At 40.8% G+C, this 20742-nt stretch carries 16 protein-coding genes; 11 read left to right on the forward strand and 5 right to left on the reverse strand.

Annotated features, from left to right (window positions below; all coding sequences use genetic code 11):
* The 3 genes from B0180_RS06925 to tolQ are packed head-to-tail and all read right to left on the reverse strand — an operon-like array spanning position 1 to position 1940.
* Positions 1 to 783 carry a cell envelope integrity TolA family protein gene (locus B0180_RS06925; protein WP_078256265.1) on the reverse strand — a complete coding sequence of 261 codons (783 nt, stop codon included), beginning with the start codon at positions 781 to 783 and terminating at the stop codon, positions 1 to 3.
* A gap of 30 nt (positions 784 to 813) precedes the next feature.
* Positions 814 to 1248, reverse strand: coding sequence for a protein TolR (gene tolR / locus B0180_RS06930; RefSeq protein ID WP_078256266.1), 435 nt, complete (start codon positions 1246 to 1248; stop codon positions 814 to 816).
* A gap of 8 nt (positions 1249 to 1256) precedes the next feature.
* Positions 1257 to 1940 carry a protein TolQ gene (gene tolQ / locus B0180_RS06935; RefSeq protein WP_078256267.1) on the reverse strand — a complete coding sequence of 228 codons (684 nt, stop codon included), beginning with the start codon at positions 1938 to 1940 and terminating at the stop codon, positions 1257 to 1259.
* A 271-nt stretch (positions 1941 to 2211) separates the two neighbouring features.
* Here tolQ and hrpA point away from each other — a divergent pair, with 271 nt between their 5' ends.
* Both hrpA and B0180_RS10080 read left to right on the forward strand, forming a co-directional pair.
* Positions 2212 to 6384 carry an ATP-dependent RNA helicase HrpA gene (hrpA, locus tag B0180_RS06940; protein ID WP_078256268.1) on the forward strand — a complete coding sequence of 1391 codons (4173 nt, stop codon included), beginning with the start codon at positions 2212 to 2214 and terminating at the stop codon, positions 6382 to 6384.
* 413 nt (positions 6385 to 6797) lie between these two features.
* On the forward strand, positions 6798 to 6995 hold the full coding sequence (locus B0180_RS10080) for a hypothetical protein (RefSeq protein ID WP_143821293.1): 198 nt from the start codon (positions 6798 to 6800) through the stop codon (positions 6993 to 6995).
* 1279 nt (positions 6996 to 8274) lie between these two features.
* On the opposite strand, the gene B0180_RS06950 is transcribed toward B0180_RS10080, so the two are convergent.
* Together B0180_RS06950 and B0180_RS06955 are read right to left on the reverse strand one after the other, a co-directional pair.
* Positions 8275 to 8977 (reverse strand): IS1 family transposase gene (locus tag B0180_RS06950; protein WP_420866059.1). Its coding sequence is split into 2 segments (ribosomal slippage): positions 8275 to 8862 and positions 8864 to 8977, totalling 702 coding nucleotides; the frame shifts between segments, so codons are not numbered across the junction.
* Between the two features lie 325 nt (positions 8978 to 9302).
* Positions 9303 to 10523 carry a LysR family transcriptional regulator gene (locus B0180_RS06955; RefSeq protein WP_167366933.1) on the reverse strand — a complete coding sequence of 407 codons (1221 nt, stop codon included), beginning with the start codon at positions 10521 to 10523 and terminating at the stop codon, positions 9303 to 9305.
* Positions 10524 to 10664: 141 nt separating this feature from the next.
* Here B0180_RS06955 and B0180_RS06960 point away from each other — a divergent pair, with 141 nt between their 5' ends.
* The 9 genes from B0180_RS06960 to B0180_RS07000 all read left to right on the forward strand — a co-directional run bounded on the left by B0180_RS06960 (position 10665) and on the right by B0180_RS07000 (position 19531).
* Complete coding sequence (locus tag B0180_RS06960; protein ID WP_078256271.1) at positions 10665 to 11690, forward strand: amidohydrolase family protein; 1026 nt, start codon at positions 10665 to 10667, stop codon at positions 11688 to 11690.
* A gap of 12 nt (positions 11691 to 11702) precedes the next feature.
* Positions 11703 to 12389, forward strand: a complete 687-nt coding sequence (gene ligK, locus B0180_RS06965; RefSeq protein WP_064609730.1) for a 4-carboxy-4-hydroxy-2-oxoadipate aldolase/oxaloacetate decarboxylase — start codon at positions 11703 to 11705, stop codon at positions 12387 to 12389.
* 85 nt (positions 12390 to 12474) lie between these two features.
* Entirely contained in the window at positions 12475 to 13806 is a 1332-nt protein-coding gene (locus B0180_RS06970; RefSeq protein WP_078256272.1) for an MFS transporter, read from the forward strand.
* A 31-nt stretch (positions 13807 to 13837) separates the two neighbouring features.
* The gene (pobA, locus tag B0180_RS06975; RefSeq protein WP_078256273.1) at positions 13838 to 15019 is read left to right on the forward strand and encodes a 4-hydroxybenzoate 3-monooxygenase; all 1182 of its coding nucleotides are present in this window, start codon (positions 13838 to 13840) and stop codon (positions 15017 to 15019) included.
* A gap of 33 nt (positions 15020 to 15052) precedes the next feature.
* Positions 15053 to 15970 (forward strand): amidohydrolase family protein, encoded by a 918-nt coding sequence (locus tag B0180_RS06980; protein WP_078256274.1) that lies wholly within the window; start codon positions 15053 to 15055, stop codon positions 15968 to 15970.
* 43 nt (positions 15971 to 16013) lie between these two features.
* Entirely contained in the window at positions 16014 to 16406 is a 393-nt protein-coding gene (gene ligA, locus B0180_RS06985) for a protocatechuate 4,5-dioxygenase subunit alpha (RefSeq protein WP_078256275.1), read from the forward strand.
* 18 nt (positions 16407 to 16424) lie between these two features.
* The gene (locus B0180_RS06990; RefSeq protein WP_078256276.1) at positions 16425 to 17288 is read left to right on the forward strand and encodes a class III extradiol dioxygenase subunit beta; all 864 of its coding nucleotides are present in this window, start codon (positions 16425 to 16427) and stop codon (positions 17286 to 17288) included.
* A 59-nt stretch (positions 17289 to 17347) separates the two neighbouring features.
* Positions 17348 to 18298: a Gfo/Idh/MocA family oxidoreductase gene (locus B0180_RS06995; protein ID WP_208609391.1), complete on the forward strand. Its 951-nt coding sequence runs from the start codon at positions 17348 to 17350 to the stop codon at positions 18296 to 18298.
* Positions 18299 to 18448: 150 nt separating this feature from the next.
* A complete protein-coding gene (locus B0180_RS07000; RefSeq protein ID WP_078256278.1) occupies positions 18449 to 19531 on the forward strand; it encodes a 4-oxalomesaconate tautomerase in 1083 nt (360 codons plus the stop codon).
* Positions 19532 to 20742 lie beyond the last annotated feature (1211 nt).

Consider the following 20742-nt stretch of genomic DNA (forward strand, 5'->3'; position numbering starts at 1 on the left):
TTAAGGCTCATTGGGTGTTTGGCTATGATCCATAATAAGCTGCTCTGTGGTGAACTGCAAGCGAATACTATCACGAATACCACCAAGCTCATAAAATGGCGCAGCAGCATACACTGCCGCTTCCACGGATTCACGCAAATCAGGATGACCGCCGCCGAATTGTATCGAGGTGACATTACCTTGTTGATCGATATTCACCTGAAAGGTGATGGTTTGATTAGGCTGCTTGGGATAGCGTTTCCAAATGGACTCAATGCGCTGCTTGACCGAGCTGATGGCAGCATTGATTTGTGCTCGGCTTGGTGCAGGATCGCCACCAGTCGCCTGCTCAGAGCTTGATGCATTATGAGAATATTCTGCCTGTCCAGCGGGTTGGGGGCTTGCCTGCTGAACTTGTGCGCTTTGTCGAATTGATTCAGGCGGTGCTGCTTCAGGCAGCGGGTGATAAGCTTGGACGGTGGAGGCTGAAGTTGAGACCTGAGGCTGATAGCGGCGCTGAGTTTGGGCTTGCATGAGCGCTTTGTCGCCAGGTGTGATGGCGCTTGAAGCGTTGGCAGTCTTGGTATTTTGATTGGCGTGATGAGTCATCAAGGCTGTCTTAGCGCTATTAAACGCCTCTTGATTGACCAAAGCGGTCTGGATGGCGGTATCAGACTTAGGCGGCGTGATCAGTGGCGCCGCTACCGCGATGATGATCACGGCGTGCACTAAGATACTGGCTAAAATCGGTAAAGTTAGCGCAGATTTATCAAAATTTGCTGTTTGATTGTGATCAGAGTGCATTGATTGGTTTGCCTTATTCATTGTCATGCATCACTGAGCGGATTCACTGAGCAAGCTGACTTGGGTGACGCCAGCATTTTGAATCAATGCCATAATACGCATGATTTGGCTGTAAGGATTATCTGCATCGGCATTGACCATCACTTGAAGATTGGCATTTTCTTGATGCATCTGGCGTAGCAGCGCATCTAGCCTGTCGGATGTGATCGGCTCATCAATGGCATTTTTATGGCTGACATATAAGCTGCCATCTGACTGAAGGCTGACAATGACGGGCAGATCATCAGCTTGTGTGATGGGCTTGGTGTCTTCTTTTGGCAGTGATACCTCAACGCCTGTGGCAAGCATCGGCGCAGTTACCATAAATATCACCAAGAGCACCAACATCACATCAATGTAAGGAACAACATTCATTTCGCTGTTCAGCGGTCTTTGACGGCGGGCGAATCGATTGGAAGTTGCCATAATACGCTCTATGGGGTTAATGTGGTGTTCTTTTTTGCCAAATTAAAAACCAATGCACTCATTAAGCCTTCACAAAACAAGCTACGATTTTCATAAAGTACATTCGATTTGGCGGTAAAATGGTTGTATGCCATCGTCGCAGGAATGGCGGCAAATAGACCAAGCGCTGTTGCAATTAATGCTTCAGCAATACTCGGCGCAACAGTCGCAAGGCTAACCGATTCAGCTTGACCCAGACCGATAAACGCATTCATAATCCCCCATACCGTGCCAAACAGTCCGATATAAGGCGATACAGAACCTATCGTTGCAAGCGTTGATAATCCTTTTTCAAGACGGACTTGCTCACCACCTAATGCCATGCGTAAGCGGCGCTCAACGAGTTGTACTTTTTTATCATCGCTAAGCTGGGCATCTTGATGATTTGGGTCATGAAAACCTGTATAAAAAATCGCCTCAAGCCCTGTGCGCTTAGATTCTGATTGCACAACAGACAGCTGACGGTCGATGTCGTCAGTCCAAAACCACCGCTCAAATCGCTCATCAAACCTAGCAGCGCCACCAATTTTAGCGCTCAAGTGGAAAATCAGCACCCAACTGATCATAGACAGTAAAAGTAGCAGTGCCATGACCAATTTAACAACAACACTTGCTTCAATGATCAGTGAAATCAGGCTAATGGATTCGTTCATAATTGATAATCAACTGGGCAAAAAAGATACTTAGCATTATAGCATAAGTTAATGGATTTACTAAAGATACGAGTACGAGCCGCCGCCAGTATAGCGCCATAAAGTCGCCGCCCAAACAGAAAATTGCAGGTTTTGATGATTTTATTTACAATACACGGTTTATTAATACATTCAAGCCCTCATATAGACCCATGAATGAACCAAAAGCCCATGCATCAAAGCACAACTAATTCTTTTAATGCCTTTAATAAGACAAAAATAACTTAAAAATATGTATTCTACCGATCATTTACCCGTTCTTGCCAAAGACAGACATTATTTATATAAACTAAAACAAAAAGTGGATTCTACCACAGGCGATCTGAAAGCCAAGTGTAAAATACGCTATGACGCCGTCTATGAGCGCTCCGCTGAACAGGTCGCTAAGCGCATGGAGAGCATCCCAAAAAATCTGTCAGAAAAACTTAATCATGATTTGCCTGTCACTGCTGAAGCTGAGACGCTCATCCAAGCGATCCGTGAGCATCAAGTGGTCATCATCGCAGGCGAGACAGGCTCTGGCAAAACCACGCAGCTCCCCAAGCTTGCCATGATGGCAGGTCGCGGTGCCACTGGTCAAATCGGTCACACGCAGCCGCGCCGCTTGGCTGCACGCTCAGTAGCGACGCGTATCGCCGAAGAGCTTGGCGAAGAGCTTGGTCAGACGGTGAGCTTTAAGATCCGCTTCACCGAAGAAGGCGGCAAGAACGCGATCGTCAAGCTGATGACAGACGGCATTTTACTGGCTGAGTTAGGCTCTGATAAATTTTTAGCAAATTATGACACCATCATCATTGATGAAGCGCACGAGCGCAGCCTAAATATTGATTTTATCATGGGATATCTAAAGCGTCTCCTGCCCAAGCGCCCTGATCTGAAAGTCATCATCACTTCCGCCACTTTAGATACTCAAAGGTTTTCTGAATATTTTGCGGTGCGTGGCAAGCCTGCACCTGTGTATGTCGTTGAGGGTCGTAGCTATCCTGTTGAGGTGCGCTATCGCCCCTTGACTGATACCATCGTATCGAGCCAAGATGATGATGCGTTTGATGACATTGAGGATAATTTGCCGCGTGCTTTGACAGCGGCGGTCAATGAATGCTTTGAAGATGCGCGCGCCAAAGGGCATCCAGATCAGGCAGATATTCTCATTTTTGCGGCAACAGAAGCTGAAATCCGTGAGCTGCAAGAAGTTCTGACGTTATACGCACCTGCCCATACTGAGATTTTGCCGTTATTTGCGCGCCAAAGCTATGGCGAGCAGCAAAGGATATTTGCGCCTTCAGGCAAAGGGCGGCGTATCGTTATCGCGACAAACGTCGCAGAAACTGCGCTGACGGTGCCGAATATTCGCTATGTGATTGACTTAGGTTTTGCCAGAGTGTCTCGCTATAACTACCGCTCGCGCATCCAAAGACTGCCCATCGAAGCGATCAGTCAAGCCGCCGCCAATCAAAGAAAAGGGCGATGCGGCAGGGTGGCGCCTGGGGTGTGCATCCGATTGTATTCTGAAGAAGATTTTAACAGTCGTCCGGAGTTTACCGAACCTGAAATCCTGCGCACCAACTTAGCGTCGGTCATCTTGCAGATGGAGCGGCTTCAGCTTGGTGATGTCAGCTCGTTTGACTTCATCACGCCGCCTGACTTGCGATTGGTGAATGATGGTCGCAAGCTTTTGATAGAATTAGGGGCGCTCGATGATAAAAGCTTTACCAAAACGCGTGCCAAAAAAGGTCGCGCGCAGCTTGGCAGTCTGACCAAAATCGGACAACAAATGGCAAAAATGCCCATCGATCCGCGATTGGCTCGAATGCTTGTGGCGGGCGATACATTTGATTGTTTGGCAGACATTTTGATCATCGTATCGGCGTTGGCAGTTCAAGATGTGCGTGAACGCCCAATCAATAAACAAGCCCAAGCTGATCAAAAGCACGCATTATTTCGAAAAGATGATTCAGATTTTTTATTTTATTTAGAATTGTTTGCAGCGCTGTTTGATAAGCATGCAGCCAATGACAATCAAGTGCTTGGCAGTAATGCTCGCCGCAATTTTGCCAAAAAACATTATCTTAGCTATGCACGCATCCGCGAATGGCAAAAAACCCACAGGCAGCTCAGCGAGATGATGGCGGAGATGGGTTTTGAGATCAATAAACGAAAAAATATCCAAAATGGTGCGCAAGTCGATACCAAAAAGGGCGTTCGATTATCGCTTAAGTCTGGCACTTCTCGTCAAAAATCCATCAAGCAAGCGCTCGTGGGCGCCAAAGCCTTAAAACATGACATTGATGATAAGACAAGCATTCATTATGCCAATATTCATCGTGCGCTTTTGAGTGCGCTTTTGTCATTTGTGGCACACAAAACCGATACGGTGGGCGAATATTTGATGGCACGCAGCCAAAAAGCCCGCATTTTTCCTGCCAGCACGCTTCACAAAAAGGGTGCCGAGTGGGTGATGGCGTTTGAAGTGGTGGAAACTTCTCAAGTTTATATGCGCACACTGGCTAAGATTGAACCTGAATGGATCATCAAAGCTGCTCCTAATTTATTAAAATATCATTATTTTGAGCCGCATTGGTCAAAAAAAGCGGGGCGTGTGCGTGCTTATGCTCAGATCAGCTTGTTTGGACTGATCGTCATCGCCAAAGAGCTTGTGAATTTTGAACAAATTGATTTGGTGCAAGCCAGAGAGATCTTTATTCGTGATGCTTTGGTTGCCAATCAATATGGGACGCATATGAAATTTTTGGCAGATAATGCCAATAAAATCAAAGATATTGAGCGTATTGAAGACAAGCTTAGACGCCGAGATTTATTGGTCGATGAAGAACGCTTATATCAATTTTATGACGCCAAAATCCCTGATCATGTCGCCAGTCGCAAAAGTTTTGAAGAATTTTATCATGACGCTGAAAACAAAACGCCCAACTTCTTGCACTTTAGCGATGAAGATGTGCTTAATGAATCTGTCGATGATGATCGAGAATTTCCTGAAAGCTGGCATTTGGGCGGCGTGCGCCTGCCGCTGTCGTATGTGTTTGATCCAGCTGCTGATGACGATGGCGTGACTGTGCGAGTGCCCATCAAAGCATTGGCGCAGCTTGATCCTGTGGCGCTGCTTTGGGGCATCTCAGGATGGCGCTATGAATTGGTATTGCAATTATTAAAAACACTGCCTAAAGAAATTCGCCGACAAATTGTGCCCATTCCTGATACATGCCAAAAGATTTTTCACCAATTAGATGCAAGCTCAAAGATGGGCTTATTAGATCAGCTTGTGGCGGCACTAAAGACGCTCGGTGTGCACACACAAGTTCAAGATTTTGCGCCTGATAAGGTTGAAGATTACCTGCGCCCATTGATTTGTGTGGTGGATGATAAAAACCGTGTGATTGAAAAAAGCCGCGACCTGGTTAGATTACAGGCGCGCCACCGCAAAACCAGTGTTCAAAGCATCGCTGTTGAGCAGGGGCTGCACCATCATTTCCCCGAACATTTTAATTTTGTCAAAAATAAGCACACATCAGGCATTGTCATGCAAGAGTTTTCCGCGCTCAAAGCAGACGCTACCCAAAGTGCGGTTTTTATTGCGACATTCACAGAGATTAATGCTGCTTTGGCTGAGCATAAAAAGGGCATTCTAGCGCTCATTCAGGGTCGTTTGGGTGCCAAACAAAAGCAGCTGACAAGCCAAATTGATAAAGCGTTTAAACTGGCTTTTGCGCCGCTTGGTGATTTAGAAAAACTAAAAAATATTGTCATACATGCGACTTTGGAGGCTTGCCTGTATGAACATGGTCAAGATTTTGATCGTCAGCCTGTCAGCAAACATGGCGACCATGCCAGAGCAGCAATTGCAGGTCTAATAACGGCGCATAATCAATGGCTCATCGCGCATTTGCCACTTGATGAGCGTGAGTTTGAATATTGTCAGGATTTAATTTTAAAGAATTTTTTATTGGTCGGTCAAGAAATCTTAAGAAATTTAAAAGAGATTTATACCGCATGGCAAACAGCCCGCGGCAAGCTTTTGATGCTAGATCAAGAAATCTTCGGTGAGAATATTGAAGACATTGAAGATCAGCTTGACGACTTGCAGTTGGCTAATTTTGTGTATCAGACCGATTATCAGCATTGGCGTCAGTATCCGCGTTATCTACAGGCGCTAAATATTCGTCTGGATAGGCTGCAGCATAATTTGGAGGCGGATTTGGATGCTGTTTATCTATTAGATGCGCACATGGAGCGGTTGGCGACGTGTGTCAAAAATCCTAAGTTTGCAGAATATCGTTGGCTTGTTGAAGAGTATCGCATTAATTTATTTGCACAGCCGATGAAAACGGCACAGCCAGTGTCTGCTAAGCGCCTTGAAAAGCTCTGGGCAAACCTGACCACTCAATGAGCCGCTAATAATCCCACAATCAATCCAAGAAAGCAAATTACGCTTTCTTGGATTGATTGCTTATACTTCGTATAATATATATTATGTTAAATAATATTTGGTGTAAATTTGACTTCACAGATTTAATCCAACCTATTGATTTAATTGATACAATAAAAAACATTTGGTTTTTAAAAAATTGTGTAGGAATTTTTATTGTAGTTTGGTTTACAAATACCTTTCTTTTTATGTTTAACTTAATAACTTTAAGTTAAAGAAACTGATCGGCTTGCTATTCTAACCGATGAGAAAAAACTTACCCCTCATTTATCCGATGGCATATTGCTCAAACAGAATGCATAAAAGAAGTATTTCAACACAATAAAGCAATTTACGCTCTATTAATCTATTTTATTAATTTTGGCTTGCAAAATATGGCACTACTTTTTGTTACAGTAGACATAATAACGATGGTACCTTTGTATGGTAGTTATGTCTTCTATGATTATTTGCTTGGCAATAGTACTAAGCGAGATGCTTTAGGAAGCACCCTGGCGCACCACTTTGTGCATGTGTGTAAGTTTTTTGAATATTTAGCGGTTGCGCATTTTGCTAAAAATAAAGTTTTTTAATTGAGCAAATTAAAGAAATAAAGTCTGAATTTGTTTGCATATCCAATTCGCGTGAATCAAGTACTAGTGTTTGAATGGTGATAGTTAACTAATGATTGAAAGTATTATTCGACTGGCGGTAATGATAAGCCTAACCGGACAATCCATTTGGTAAACAGTCACTGCAAATGTGTAATTATTTATTGAATCGCATTATGCTCAACTATAGACTGTGTGTCAGAGAATTATTAATACTTAAATTAGCTGGCTTTAAGGATACCATCCAAGGTTATTTAATGTTTATTGGTCAATTAACAGATGAAGACCCTAGAAAGAAAAATCCTTCAATTAAAAATGTCAACGCTATCCATTCTATGAGGCTATCTGCAACTGATTACAAAAACATTAAAATTTATATACATAATATTCGATCACAGAATGCCTTGTCGGACTTTTTATTTTTAACCGAACAGAGGTGTAAGCCCTACCCTATTTCACATTTGGTTATATACTATTTACTCGATTGTTAATAAAAAATTGCAAGAAATGTATTCAATATATACAAAATATAACAAGACAAGCAGTGATATTTAAACCCCATATGGCGCGGCATAAATGGGCTAACAACACCCTGAGAGATTTGTATTATCAATACAAAGGAACTGGTATAGAGTAATTATCAATACATTAAGAGGCAATACAAAGTTTTATACAGAAATTAAGTATTAGGTAAATGTGGTGGTAAAGTCAAATGCTGACTGTTAGGATGTGATTTTGTTTGGTCTTTGGGACTATGTCTAAAATCCAACATCATCAGTCGGATATTTACTCAAGAAGCGACTTTGTCAAAAGCTTTGGTCTAATATCTGACTATATTAATAATATTGTAAGTGAGTAGTGTGGTATCGGTGCAGACACCGCTTTATGTATGGCGCTGTATTTTAGTTGGAGTTGCAAAATACTTATGAATTACAACTTGTCAAGAAATAGCCTTGGCAAAGAAGTTGCAAGGCAACCCATGCAAACCCATTTCAAATTGTACTAAAATTACCATATTATCAAAGGAAAATCACATGGAGCAAACCACCATAACCATAGAAGTTATTGAACTAGATATCTCGCTAAAAGAAAAAAGCGATTGAGCTAGTTATTGCTTCAACTTAATTTATTATGATTTTCTGATATATAAGAATCTATTTATTAGCATTTTATGATGTACATGATTGCAAACATTTCTCTCCGATCAAGCAGATAGTAGTTATTCTCTAAGTTTTATATTTAAAAAACTGGCATTGTTAATTTAAAATACATAACTCAAACCCCCATTCCATTTAGCAAACAGTAAATTGAGCGTATTTTCTATCATTTTCTTGCATTTAGAATAACATTTGGTCTTTCTCCTAAATCTTGCAGTAAAATGTCTAATAAGGCTGTTATAACTCTCAATGGTAAAAGTTTGAGCTTTGCTTTTTAGGTGCTTGTGTTTTGGAATAATTTCATCATAAGATTTCCAATAATCAGAACAAAACAGCTTAATATTGTTTGAGTTTAGGGTGTTGTATAGCCTTGCAAAGGTTTTACTGTCTCGTTTGCCACAAACAAAACCTAAAACGTGTTTTGTTTGTCGGTCAATGGCAATCCAAGTCCAGCAGTAGTTTTTTTTGTGTTTGGTATAACTGTGGATTTCATCAAGCTCTACAATGTCAATTTCTTGACTGTCATTGGGTTTGATTTGATGTTGCTCCCCAAGATGTTTAACCCATTGATAGACCGTACCGTAACTAATGTTTAATACTCTACCAATGGAGCGAAACCCTAGACCTTCTAAATACATATCTATTGCCATTTTCTTAATAGCATCGCTCTTATGAGAGCTGTGTTTGTGTACTTAAAAAATAATAATGACAGTTTTTGCACTTGTAGCGTTGTTTGCCATTGTTAAACCCTGCTTTAACAAAGTGTGTATTTTGACATTTAGGACAATGGGTAAATGTTTGGTTCATTGGGTGGTTGTTTTACATGTGGTTGAGTGTGTGGTATTTTAACTGATGTATTTTTGTTTAACAATGCCAAAAAAAATATATCAGCTAATTGTAATATTTCTTAATACTGGAAAATATTGAGCTTTTGTATCAGCTGTCTGTTATTCAGGTAAATGATGCTAAAGACTTCATCGAATCATTACACACCTACCTAGATGTTTATCGAACAAATATCTACACCGCCATGATTTGCAAGATAAGGTGATCTTCAGAAAGCTGCGCCATGATTGTTATGAGCAATTTTATCATTTTGAGTATTTGTAAGATGTGTTGAGGTGGTAGACTACTAATCATTTAATGATTGATTTTGGGATACTTTTCTTAGACAGTCAAGAAAATTGTTATGAATGCTAAGGCCAATCCAATCATGTCGAAATGTCAATCCAATAGCCCTTGGAGTGTCGTTAAAATCATAATTGATTTTTGCAAATAAATTAAAATCAAATTCCAAACCCGCTTGTTGACGAGAAATTAACGCCAAACGACTACTTTCCATCAATAGGCCACGCACCAGCGCCATTGAGCTACACTCAATCACAGTTGGCTCATTGCTAAATTCACCATTGCTTGACACCATTGACTCAAATCGCTTTCTTGTTGGCGTTTCACGCGCGGGCAATACCCATGTATATCGCATCAGTTCATCAATTCTAACATCGTCTTGATAGGATAAAGGGTGGTTTTTGTCAGCTACAATACATAGTGTGGCGTCAAACAATCTTTCTTGTGTAATGCCTGTTGATTCCTCTATTTCTCGTAAAGCACCTACTAAAAAATCAATTTCGCCTAGCTGTAATTGTTCAAGCATGCTTTCATAAGAAGACTCAACTATTTTAATATTAACCTTAGGATGGCTATCACTAAAAAGATTGATCGCCTTCGGTAAAACTTCGTAACGAACCAGTGGCATCGAACCGATAACAATTCTTCCAACCTCTAGGTTTTGCTCCATGCGAATTTCCATCTCTCCTTGGGCTAGCTCCGCAGTTGCTAGTTTGCAGCTTTGATAAAATACTAATCCTATCTTACTTAATTTTAATCCAAGACTGGTTTTTTCAAATAACTTCAAATTCAGCAAATGTTGCAATTCCTGAATGCTTCTATATACAGAAGATTGAGAGGTACCAATCTTTTTAGCTGCATGAGTATAATTGCTGGTTTCCGCAACAGTAATAAATGCTTTAAGTTGAGTATTAGTTAGGTGATGAAATAAATAATCATTTTTTTGAATGCCGAAATCCTGCATCCTTAAGACTTCAATCAATCCATATTTAAGTATAGCAAGCGACCTCTTTACACGATTGACATAAGTTTCAGCCTGACGAGTCAAAGCAACCCCTCTACTTTTTCGAATAATAAGAGGGGTTCCAAGCTCTTGTGATAATTTAGCGATAGCCTGAGTCACTGCCGATTGGGATAAAAACACAGCTTCAGATGCTTTGCTGATACTTTGAAAATCAGCAACAGCACATAGTAAATGTAGATGCTTTAGATTAGGGATATGCATAAACGAAGATAAAAAAAGAAGCATAATTTCAGTAATTATATCAAAATCTAATAATAAATCACATTCTTTTAATAATTTAAACGCTAGCTCTGTGATACTATTTTCCTACCGAAATCCATAACAAAATAGGAAGGTTTGGCTATGATTATTGACATCCATGGACATTACACCACAGCCCCCAAGGCTTTAGAGGACTGGCGCAATCGTCAGATCAATGCTTTCAGTGCAGGTCAAGCAGCTCCAAAAGTTAGTGAGCTTAAAATTAGCGATGACCAGCTAAGGGAGAGTATTGAAACTAATCAGCTGGCCAAAATGCACGAACGTGGTTTGGATTTAACAATTTTCTCACCACGCGCTAGTTTTATGGCCCATCATATTGGTGATTATCAAGTTTCATCAACTTGGGCCTCAGTATGCAATGAGCTTTGCTATAGAGTAAGCCAACTATTTCCTGAAAACTTTGTTGGTGCAGCTATGCTGCCACAATCTCCAAATACTCCCATTGAAACCTCTATTGCAGAAATGGAAAAATGCGTGAATGAGTATGGTTTTGTGGGCATTAATCTTAATCCAGACCCTTCTGGCGGTCACTGGACATCGCCATCCTTGGCTGATAAATATTGGTACCCACTTTACGAGAAAATGATTGAGCTTGATATCCCAGCTATGATCCATGTTAGTACAAGCTGTAACAACTGCTTTCATACAACAGGCTCGCATTACATCAATGCTGATACAACTGCCTTCATGCAGTGCTTAGAGTCAGATTTATTTAAGGACTTTCCAGGCTTAAAATTTGTTATTCCACATGGCGGTGGTGCGGTGCCTTACCACTGGGGTCGTTATCGTGGACTAGCGCAGGCACTAGGTAAGCCATTACTCGATGAACATCTGCTAAATAATATTTTCTTTGATACCTGCGTCTATCATCAGCCTGGTATCGACCTACTCACCGAGGTAATTCCGGTTAAGAATGTGCTTTTTGCCTCTGAGATGATCGGTGCTGTGCGTGGAATCGATCCTGAAACTGGATATTACTTTGATGATACCAAGCGTTATATTGAAAAAGCGAATTTAACCAATAATGAGCGCAAGCAAATTTACGAAGATAATGCAAGACGCGTCTATCCCCGACTAGATGCACTACTCAAATCCCAAGGACGATAAAGGAAAGAATATATGCAAACTCAATTAGGTGTAGTTTATCAAAACATAGAACGTGTTGAACCCTCAGTAATTGAAACTTTACAAAATTTAGGTTCAGCAACTACCCATGAAGCAATGGGACGACTGGGTCTAATGGCGACTTATATGCGACCTATTTATAGCGGTGTAAAAATAGCTGGTAGCGCTGTAACTGTGCTTTTGCACCCTGGCGACAATTGGATGATGCATGTAGCTGCTGAACAGATTCAACAAGGTGATATTGTTGTGGCAGGCATTACAGCGCCATGTACCGACGGATACTTTGGTGATTTGCTAGCTACCTCTTTTCAAGCTCGCGGTGCAAAAGGTCTTGTGATTGATGCCGGCGTCCGAGATGTTGCAACACTTACAGAAATGAACTTCCCTGTTTGGAGCAAGTGTATTAGCGCAAAAGGCTGTATTAAGGCAACTATTGGATCAGTTAATGTACCCATCATCTGTGCTAGCTCAATAGTCAACCCGGGGGATGTCGTCGTTGCGGATGATGACGGCGTAGTAGTTGTTCCTAGACAAATCGCTAGCGAAGTAGCAAAAAAAGGGTTAGCGCGAGAAACATTGGAGGGTGAGAAAAGGGAAAAACTCGCCTCAGGCATATTGGGGCTTGATATGTATAAGATGCGTGAGCAACTTGCAGCAGCCGGTCTTAAGTATATCGACTAACATACCCCAAGAGGCAAGCTCTCTTATTAGTTATACATGGAATTAAAATATTGCATACTGCAAAAGGGAATAAGGAGAATGCAAAATGCAAAATGCAAATAAAGTGGTTAATGTTCAAGAATTCTTAGATAAAAATAAATTTTCTGCATATCAATGGATGATTTTTATTATCTGTCTTTTAGTTGCCTTCTTTGACGGTATGGATACGGCTGCAATTGGTTATATTGCACCAAGCCTGCTTGAAGAATGGGGTATGGAAAAAAGCCAACTAGCCCCCGTTCTTAGTGCCGCCCTATTCGGATTGGCAATTGGTGCAATGACTTCAGGACCGTTAGCTGACAAATTTGGTCGAAAATTAGTATTGACCAGTTCAGTAATCATCTTCTCAGGACTTTGTGTTGCTTCAGCCTTTGCTCAAGATTTAACTCAACTAACGGTTCTACGCTTCATTACGGGACTGGGCTTAGGAGCTGCCATTCCTAATGCGGTTGCTATGCTTTCAGAGTATTGCCCAACAAATAAAAGATCATTGATTCTTAACACTATGTATTGCGGCTTTCCCGTAGGTGCGGCGGCTGGTGGTTTCTTTGCATCGTATATTATTCCAGAATATGGCTGGCGCACAGCATTATTCTGGTGCGGGTTTTTGCCTCTAATTTTGGGTTTTTTAATGATTTTTATTATGCCTCGCTCAGCATCATTTCTAGTATCGAAAGAGTCGCTTGAGAATGAGGTTCGCAAAATCTTAAAACGCATCAACCCTACCGAAAATCTAGAAAACGCCACTTTTATCATACCTGAAAACAAAATTGCAGGACAAACAAGCAATCCAATTGCAATGGTGCTTAACAAGCACTTTCGAGCGGGTTCTGTACTACTTTGGCTGTCATATTTTAGTGGATTAATTATCTTTTATGCAATGATTAACTGGATGCCAGTGCTATTTAAAGAAGTAAATATGCCTGCAGAGTTGGGTCCAAGAATCTCTGGTTTGTTTGCTCTTGGCGGCCTTGGCGCCATTGCTAGCGGCTATCTAATGGACAGATTTAATGGCAATAAACTAATTGCACTGCTATCTTTCCTAACCGCCATCTCTGTTGCGTGCATCGGCTGGGCTTTGGATCAAGGTTTGGGTATGTTGATCGTAGTTGTACTATTCGCAGGCGTAGTTCAAAATACTGCTCAAAGCTCCTTGCCAGCACTTGCAGCGAAGTTTTACCCAACTGAATGTCGTGCAACAGGAGTGTCTTGGATGCTAGGCATTGGACGATTTGGCGCTATTGCAGGCACTTTCCTAACAGGGCAGTTATTAGCTTGGGACTTGGATTTTGTGACCATTTTTATAATTCTAGCAATTCCATCTCTAATACTAAGCCTATGTTTAATACTTAAACAAAAAATCTATCAAGACAGCTAATAGTTTATTGAGTTATTAAAGGAGATTAACAATGAAAAATGTTACAAAAACAAATGTTGCTATTATTGGCGCGGGTCCATCTGGACTTTTACTTGGTCAACTGTTGTATCAAAATGGTATCGACAATGTAATTTTGGAGCGTAAAAGTAGTGAGTACGTTTTGAGCCGTATTAGGGCAGGCGTACTAGAACATACGACTGTTAAGGGTCTTGAAAAAGCGGGCGTTGCAGAGCGTATGCATCGGGAAGGCTTAGTGCATCATGGTGTTGAACTTGTGTTTGATCATCAGAATGTACGCATTGATTTCGAAAAAGAAATTGGTAAACATGTTGTTGTTTATGGGCAAACCGAAGTCACTCGAGATTTAATGGATGCTCGCACTACAACGGGTGGTACTACCATATATGAAGCAAATGATGTTGCATTACATGATATTGACACTATATGTCCATATGTAACTTACATCAAAAATGGGGAGCAGCACCGGTTAGATTGTGACTTTATAGCAGGCTGTGACGGTTATCACGGTGTTTCTCGCAAAAGCATTCCAGCAGATATCCTAAAAACCTATGAGCGGGTCTATCCTTTTGGATGGCTAGGTTTGTTATCGGACACTCCGCCTATATCAGAAGAACTAATCTACGTCAAACACGATAATGGTTTTGCTCTGTGCAGCCAGCGATCAACTACTCGTAGTCGCTATTATCTACAAGTCCCTCTTAGTGACAAAGTGGAAGATTGGTCTGATGAGCGTTTTTGGCAAGAACTCAAAAATCGGCTACCACCAGAAATGGCAAATAAATTGGTTACTGGACCAAGTCTAGAAAAAAGTATTGCGCCATTGCGTAGCTTTGTCAGTGAACCAATGCGTTACAGTACTCTATTCCTTGCAGGTGATGCGGCACATATTGTACCGCCAACTGGTGCCAAAGGGTTGAATTTGGCTGCCGGCGATGTCCAATGTCTCGCTGATGCATTTGTTGATTACTACAAAAATAACAGTCAATTTGGTATTGATAGTTATTCTGAGCGTTGTATGAAGAGGGTTTGGGCTGCAGAAAGATTTTCATGGTACATGACTAGATTGCTACACACATTCCCAGAAAATGACGATTTTGATGAGAAAATGCAGCAAGCTGAATTTAATCAGCTTAAGCTAACAAGCCATGCATCAAAGGCGCTGGCAGAAAACTATGTTGGATTGCCATATTAATGAGGTACATCCAAATTAGCAATGGAGCATAATATGAATAATTTTGAAAAAACTCCTGGATGGTTAGATTTTCACCCCAATCCATCCAAGCCGCGAATAGCCTTACCAGTGGGATCAGTAGATGCACACTGTCATGTGTTTGGTCCTGGTGAAAAATTTCCTTATTCACCTGAACGAAAATACACGCCTTGTGACGCCTCCAAAGAACAGCTTTTTGCTTTGCGTGATCACTTAGGGTTTGCGCGCAATGTAATCGTGCAGGCCACCTGTCACGGTTCAGACAATAGAGCTTTAGTCGATGCTTTACAAAGCGCTGGAAATCTTGCTCGTGGCGTAGCTAGTGTAAAACGCGATATCAGTCAAGATGAATTGCGGGAACTACACAATGCTGGTGTAAGAGGTGTGAGATTTAATTTTGTTAAGCGATTAGTTGATTTTACACCACAAGAAGAATTGCTAGAAATTGCGCAAAAGATTGCACCGCTGGGCTGGCATATTGTAGTATATTTTGAAGCGGTTGACTTGCCTGAACTGTGGGATTTTTTCACAAACCTACCAACTACTGTAGTGGTTGATCACATGGGCCGGCCTGATGTGAGTAAATCAACTGATGGCGAAGAATTTGAATTATTTATTAAGTTACTGGCTGAGAATCCAAATATTTGGAGCAAATTGTCTTGTCCTGAGCGACTTAGTATCACTGGCCCAAGGGCAATCAATAATGAGCAAAACTCGTACACTGATGTAGTTCCCTTTGCTCGTCGTCTAATGATGAAATTTCCAGATCGCGTTCTATTTGGTACAGACTGGCCACACCCAAATCTAAAAGACCACATGCCCGATGATGGACTTTTGGTGGACTATCTTGCACAAGTTGCCACCACTGATGAGGAATTAAAACAGATTTTGGTTGATAATCCCATGAGGCTATATTGGCCAGAAGAAGTTTGATGCAATAAGCAGAATCAACTTAATCATAAAATAGGAGTAACAAATGGCAATTAACAAACCTTACAAAGATATTCCAGGGACGATTATCTTTGACTCCGAGCAGGCAAGCAAAGGCTATCACCTAAACCAATTTTGCATGTCTCTTATGAAGCCCGAAAATCGTGAACGCTTTAAACAAGATGAGCGAGCATATCTTGATGAATGGCCAATGACAGAAGATCAAAAGCAAGCTGTAATGAGCCGCAATCTAAATCGCTGTATGGTTTTGGGTGGTAATATCTATGTTCTTGCTAAAATTGGAGCTACCGATGGCTTAACTTTTCAACAAATGGCTGGCAGTATGACCGGTATGAGCGAAGAAGATTATCGAAACATGATGGTTAATGGTGGACGCAGTATTGAAGGTAATCGTTATTTAAATGAGCACAATAAATAAGTAATAAGGAGAATAGTCATGGCGAAAATTACTGCGAGCGTTTATACCTCGCACATTCCTGCTGTTGGTGTTGCATGGGATCTTAAAAAGACGAAAGAGGACTATTGGAAACCCGTATTTGCAGGTTATGAATATAGCAAACAATGGCAAAAAGAAAATAAGCCTGATGTTATTATCTTGGTATACAATGATCACACTAATAATTTTGGTTTTGATCTTATCCCTACTTTTGCTCTGGGTATGAATCAAGAGTTTATGCCTTGCGATGAAGGTTGGGGACCTCGACCAATTCCAAACATCCCAGGTAATCAAGCTTTTGCCTCTCATTTAGCACATGCAGTAATTGAGCAAGGGTTTGATTTAACTCTATGCTATGAATTGGGCGTTGATCATGGTTTAACCGTTCCATTAACTCTACTATTTGGCGATGTTGATCCTTGGCCAGTTAAGGTCATACCTCTGCATGTCAATGTTGTGCAGTACCCTGTACCTAGTGGACAAAGATGCTATGATTTGGGTCGTGCCATTCGCAAGGCTGTGGAAAGCTATGATGAAGATATCAATGTTCATATTTGGGGTACAGGTGGCATGAGCCATCAATTGCAAGGACCTCGAGCAGGTTTAATCAATAAAGAGTGGGATAATCAATTTCTAGATGATTTGATTGCCGATCCAAAAAAATTGGCACAAAAACCACATGTGGAATATGTTCGCGAAGCTGGTTCTGAAGGCATTGAGCTAGTCATGTGGCTTATCGCCCGTGCCGCAATTTGTGAAGAGGATAAGGTACCAGTAGTTAAACATCGTTTTTATCATGTGCCCGCTTCCAACACTGCGGTAGGCCACCTAATTTTGGAAGCGCCAGATGTTCGACTCACATAATTATGCATCATCAAACATAATTCTTTGTAATCTAATCAAAATTTCACAGGAGTATTAACATGAAAACCATTAAAGTTGCGCTAGCAGGTGCAGGTGCATTTGGCGTAAAACATCTAGATGGAATTAGAAATATACCGGATGTGGAAGTTGTTGCACTTATCGGTCGTGATCTTGCAAAAACGCAGACTGTTGCCGACAAATATGGCATCAAATTTGTAACCACTGATCTGTCAGAGGCTTTGGCTTTACCTGAACTCGACGCTGTTATCCTATGCACACCAACGCAAATGCATGCTTCACAGACTTTGCAATGTTTGCGAGCAGGTAAACATGTTCAAGTTGAAATTCCATTGGCTGATTCATGGCGTGACGCCGAAGAGGTGTTGCAGGTTCAAAAAGAGACAGGGCTTGTCGCAATGGTGGGGCATACTCGTCGCTTTAATCCCAGCCATCAATGGATTCGTAATAAAATTGATGCTGGGGATCTGAGTATTCAGCAAATGGATGTTCAAACGTACTTTTTCCGAAGAACGAATACCAACGCATTGGGTGAACCACGGTCATGGACCGACCATCTTCTTTGGCACCATGCGGCACATACAGTAGATTTATTTCAGTACCAAACTGCAAGCTCTATAGTGAAAGCCAATATAATTCAAGGTCCAATTCATCCAGTACTAGGCATTGCTATGGATATGTCGATTCAGCTTCAAGCAGCCAATGGAGCAATCTGCACTCTCTCATTGTCATTTAACAATGATGGGCCACTAGGAACATTCTTCCGTTATATTTGTGATAACGGTACTTATATTGCCCGTTACGATGATCTAGTAACTGGTAAAGAAGAAGTGGTGGATGTCAGCAATGTTGATGTATCTATGAACGGTATTGAGTTGCAAGATCGTGAATTTTTTGCAGCCATTCGTGAGGGTCGCCAACCTAATTCAAGCGTTGAGAGTGTCATCAATTGCTACAAAGTATTAGGTGAGCTAGAAAAACAACTCCTTTGATTTTTAGACTACGAAAGTTCAAGGCTTGTCCTCCAATGACTAAGCCTTGCACAATATCAATTCAATAATAAAACATACTTAAATAATGGTTTATACAATCTTTGAATTGATAATTTAAACAGCATATGTCAATCACCAAGGAGTGGAATCATGTTTATTGATTTGAAATCTGATCTATTGAGTATCCCATGTACAATGATGCGAGGTGGAACATCAAAAGGTGTATATTTTTTAGCAGATGATCTGCCGGATGATCTTCAGACTCGTAATGAGTTGTTGCTTTCAGTTATGGGCTCACCTGATATTCGTCAAATAGATGGTATCGGTGGAGCAAATCCACTCACCTCGAAAGTAGCCATTATCTCAAAATCTAACCATGCAGATGCAGATATTGATTATTTATTTTTGCAGGTATTTGTAGATAAAGCGATAGTTACAGATGCACAAAATTGCGGTAATATCTTGGCTGGAGTTGCACCATTTGCACTTGAGCAAGGGCTTATGCCAATTCGCGGCGAGAGTACAAGCGTTCGCATTTTTATGAGAAATACGGGTCAAATTGCAACATCAGTTGTTCATACTCCAAATAATAAAGTAAGCTACCGAGGTGAAATTTTCTTAGATGGTGTACCAAAACCTGCTTCCGCCATTCCTATTTATTTTTCGGATATTGCTGGGTCAAGCTGCGGTTCTTTACTCCCAACTGGCAATATTATTGATGTCATTAATGAAGTGAAAGTGAGCTGTGTCGATAATGGGATGCCTGTAGTCTTGATTAATGCTCAAGATTTAGGGGTTTCTGGATATGAGTCTTGTGAGGATTTGGATAATAATACCGCACTAAAAGACAAATTGGAAAAAATTCGTCTTGTTGCGGGTGAAATAATGAACCTAGGCAATGTTACTGAAAAATCTGTACCAAAAATTACCCTTATATCTAAAGCTATTAACGGCGGCTTGATTCATACTCGTACTTTCATTCCGCATAAATGTCATCAGGCAATTGGAGTTTTTGGCGCAGTATCCGTTGCTACAGCATGTACGATACCTGGTTCGGTTGCGGATGGCGTTGTGAATACCAAAGCTAACATTGGCGATTTATACACTATTGAACATCCGAGTGGTGAAACCTCTGTAACAATTAAGCAGGATGGAATGGGTGGTATTCTACAATCAGGAATTATTTCTACTGCGCGCAAATTGTTCAGTGGGACTGTTTTTGTAGCTTTGTAATAAATATTTTTGAGGCTGTCCTGATAATGATCTAAAACTCTATTTAGGTCAAAAACAAACGAGAGAAATTAGCCTAAGTCAGCATCAGCAAAATAAATTAATTAAGCTGCTGTTCTTGAAGTAATATCTGCAAGAACAGCAGCTTAATTGGTTAATGTAAAGCAAAACAACCGCTGCTTATTATTTCTGCCATTTATGCTTACCCGTCTATCAACGTAACCGACACCTAGAAATGCTAGGTGGTGAATTGAAACTGATGAAAGCTACTTTGACAGCACTCGTCAAGGTAAGCGTGGTCTTGTTGCAGGTGGTAAAATGCTGTGTTTGAGTTCGAGTAAATTCCCAAAATAAGCGGCCAAGCGCATATTCCACACTCCAAATGATTGCTCATTCCACTCTTGTTTGACCACCCAATAAAAAACCGCCACTCTTACCAACACCCAAATCGCTGTTAGCGTCACAAACTACGATGATGATATGAGTAGTGACAGTCTCATCTTAGATGGTGCCAATCTTGACACTACATACGTAAGGGTTATGGTACAATCAACCCAATCTATAAAACATCCATCACCCACGCTACCATCACTGACCAAGCAGGGTTAAACTACATCAGTACCTTAATTTTTAAAAAAATTAATAACTGCATGGTATTTAGCATCAGGTTTAAAGATTCCAGTGATTTGGTGTCCGACCTTTTGACTCGCTATCAGTAAAAACTTCTAAATACTAAATTATCGATTTCACAACTCCATTCCCATCTTGCCGGCTACATGGCTAAATGATAATTGTGGCGGTAAGATTCATATAGTGGTATCTATGACGCAATGATTTGATGAGCGGTTGTTTGAATCAATTAAGATTGTTAAGAAAATGGTGTAGGATTTAGGGGTTTATCTAGTACAACCTCTAAAATTTTATGCTACTTAAAATTGATAAGAAATAAAGTCTGTATTAAAAAATTTATTCCACAATGAAGTAAACACTTTACCCTACTCTAGGATAATCATAATATCCTGGCGATTGGATTATTAAAACAATACCATAAACCCGATCTTTTTATTATAAAGTAAAAATTATAATTTACTAAATTTTATTTCAATTTAGATTGATTGCCATGTTTGATAACGATCGGTCAGCATGAAATATTTTAGTTAATCTCTTGATTAACCAAGGTAAAGCTGCCAGTTTTTCTTACGGATTTTATAATG

The sequence above is a fragment of the Moraxella canis genome, from assembly GCF_002014965.1.
Taxonomy (GTDB): domain Bacteria; phylum Pseudomonadota; class Gammaproteobacteria; order Pseudomonadales; family Moraxellaceae; genus Moraxella; species Moraxella canis.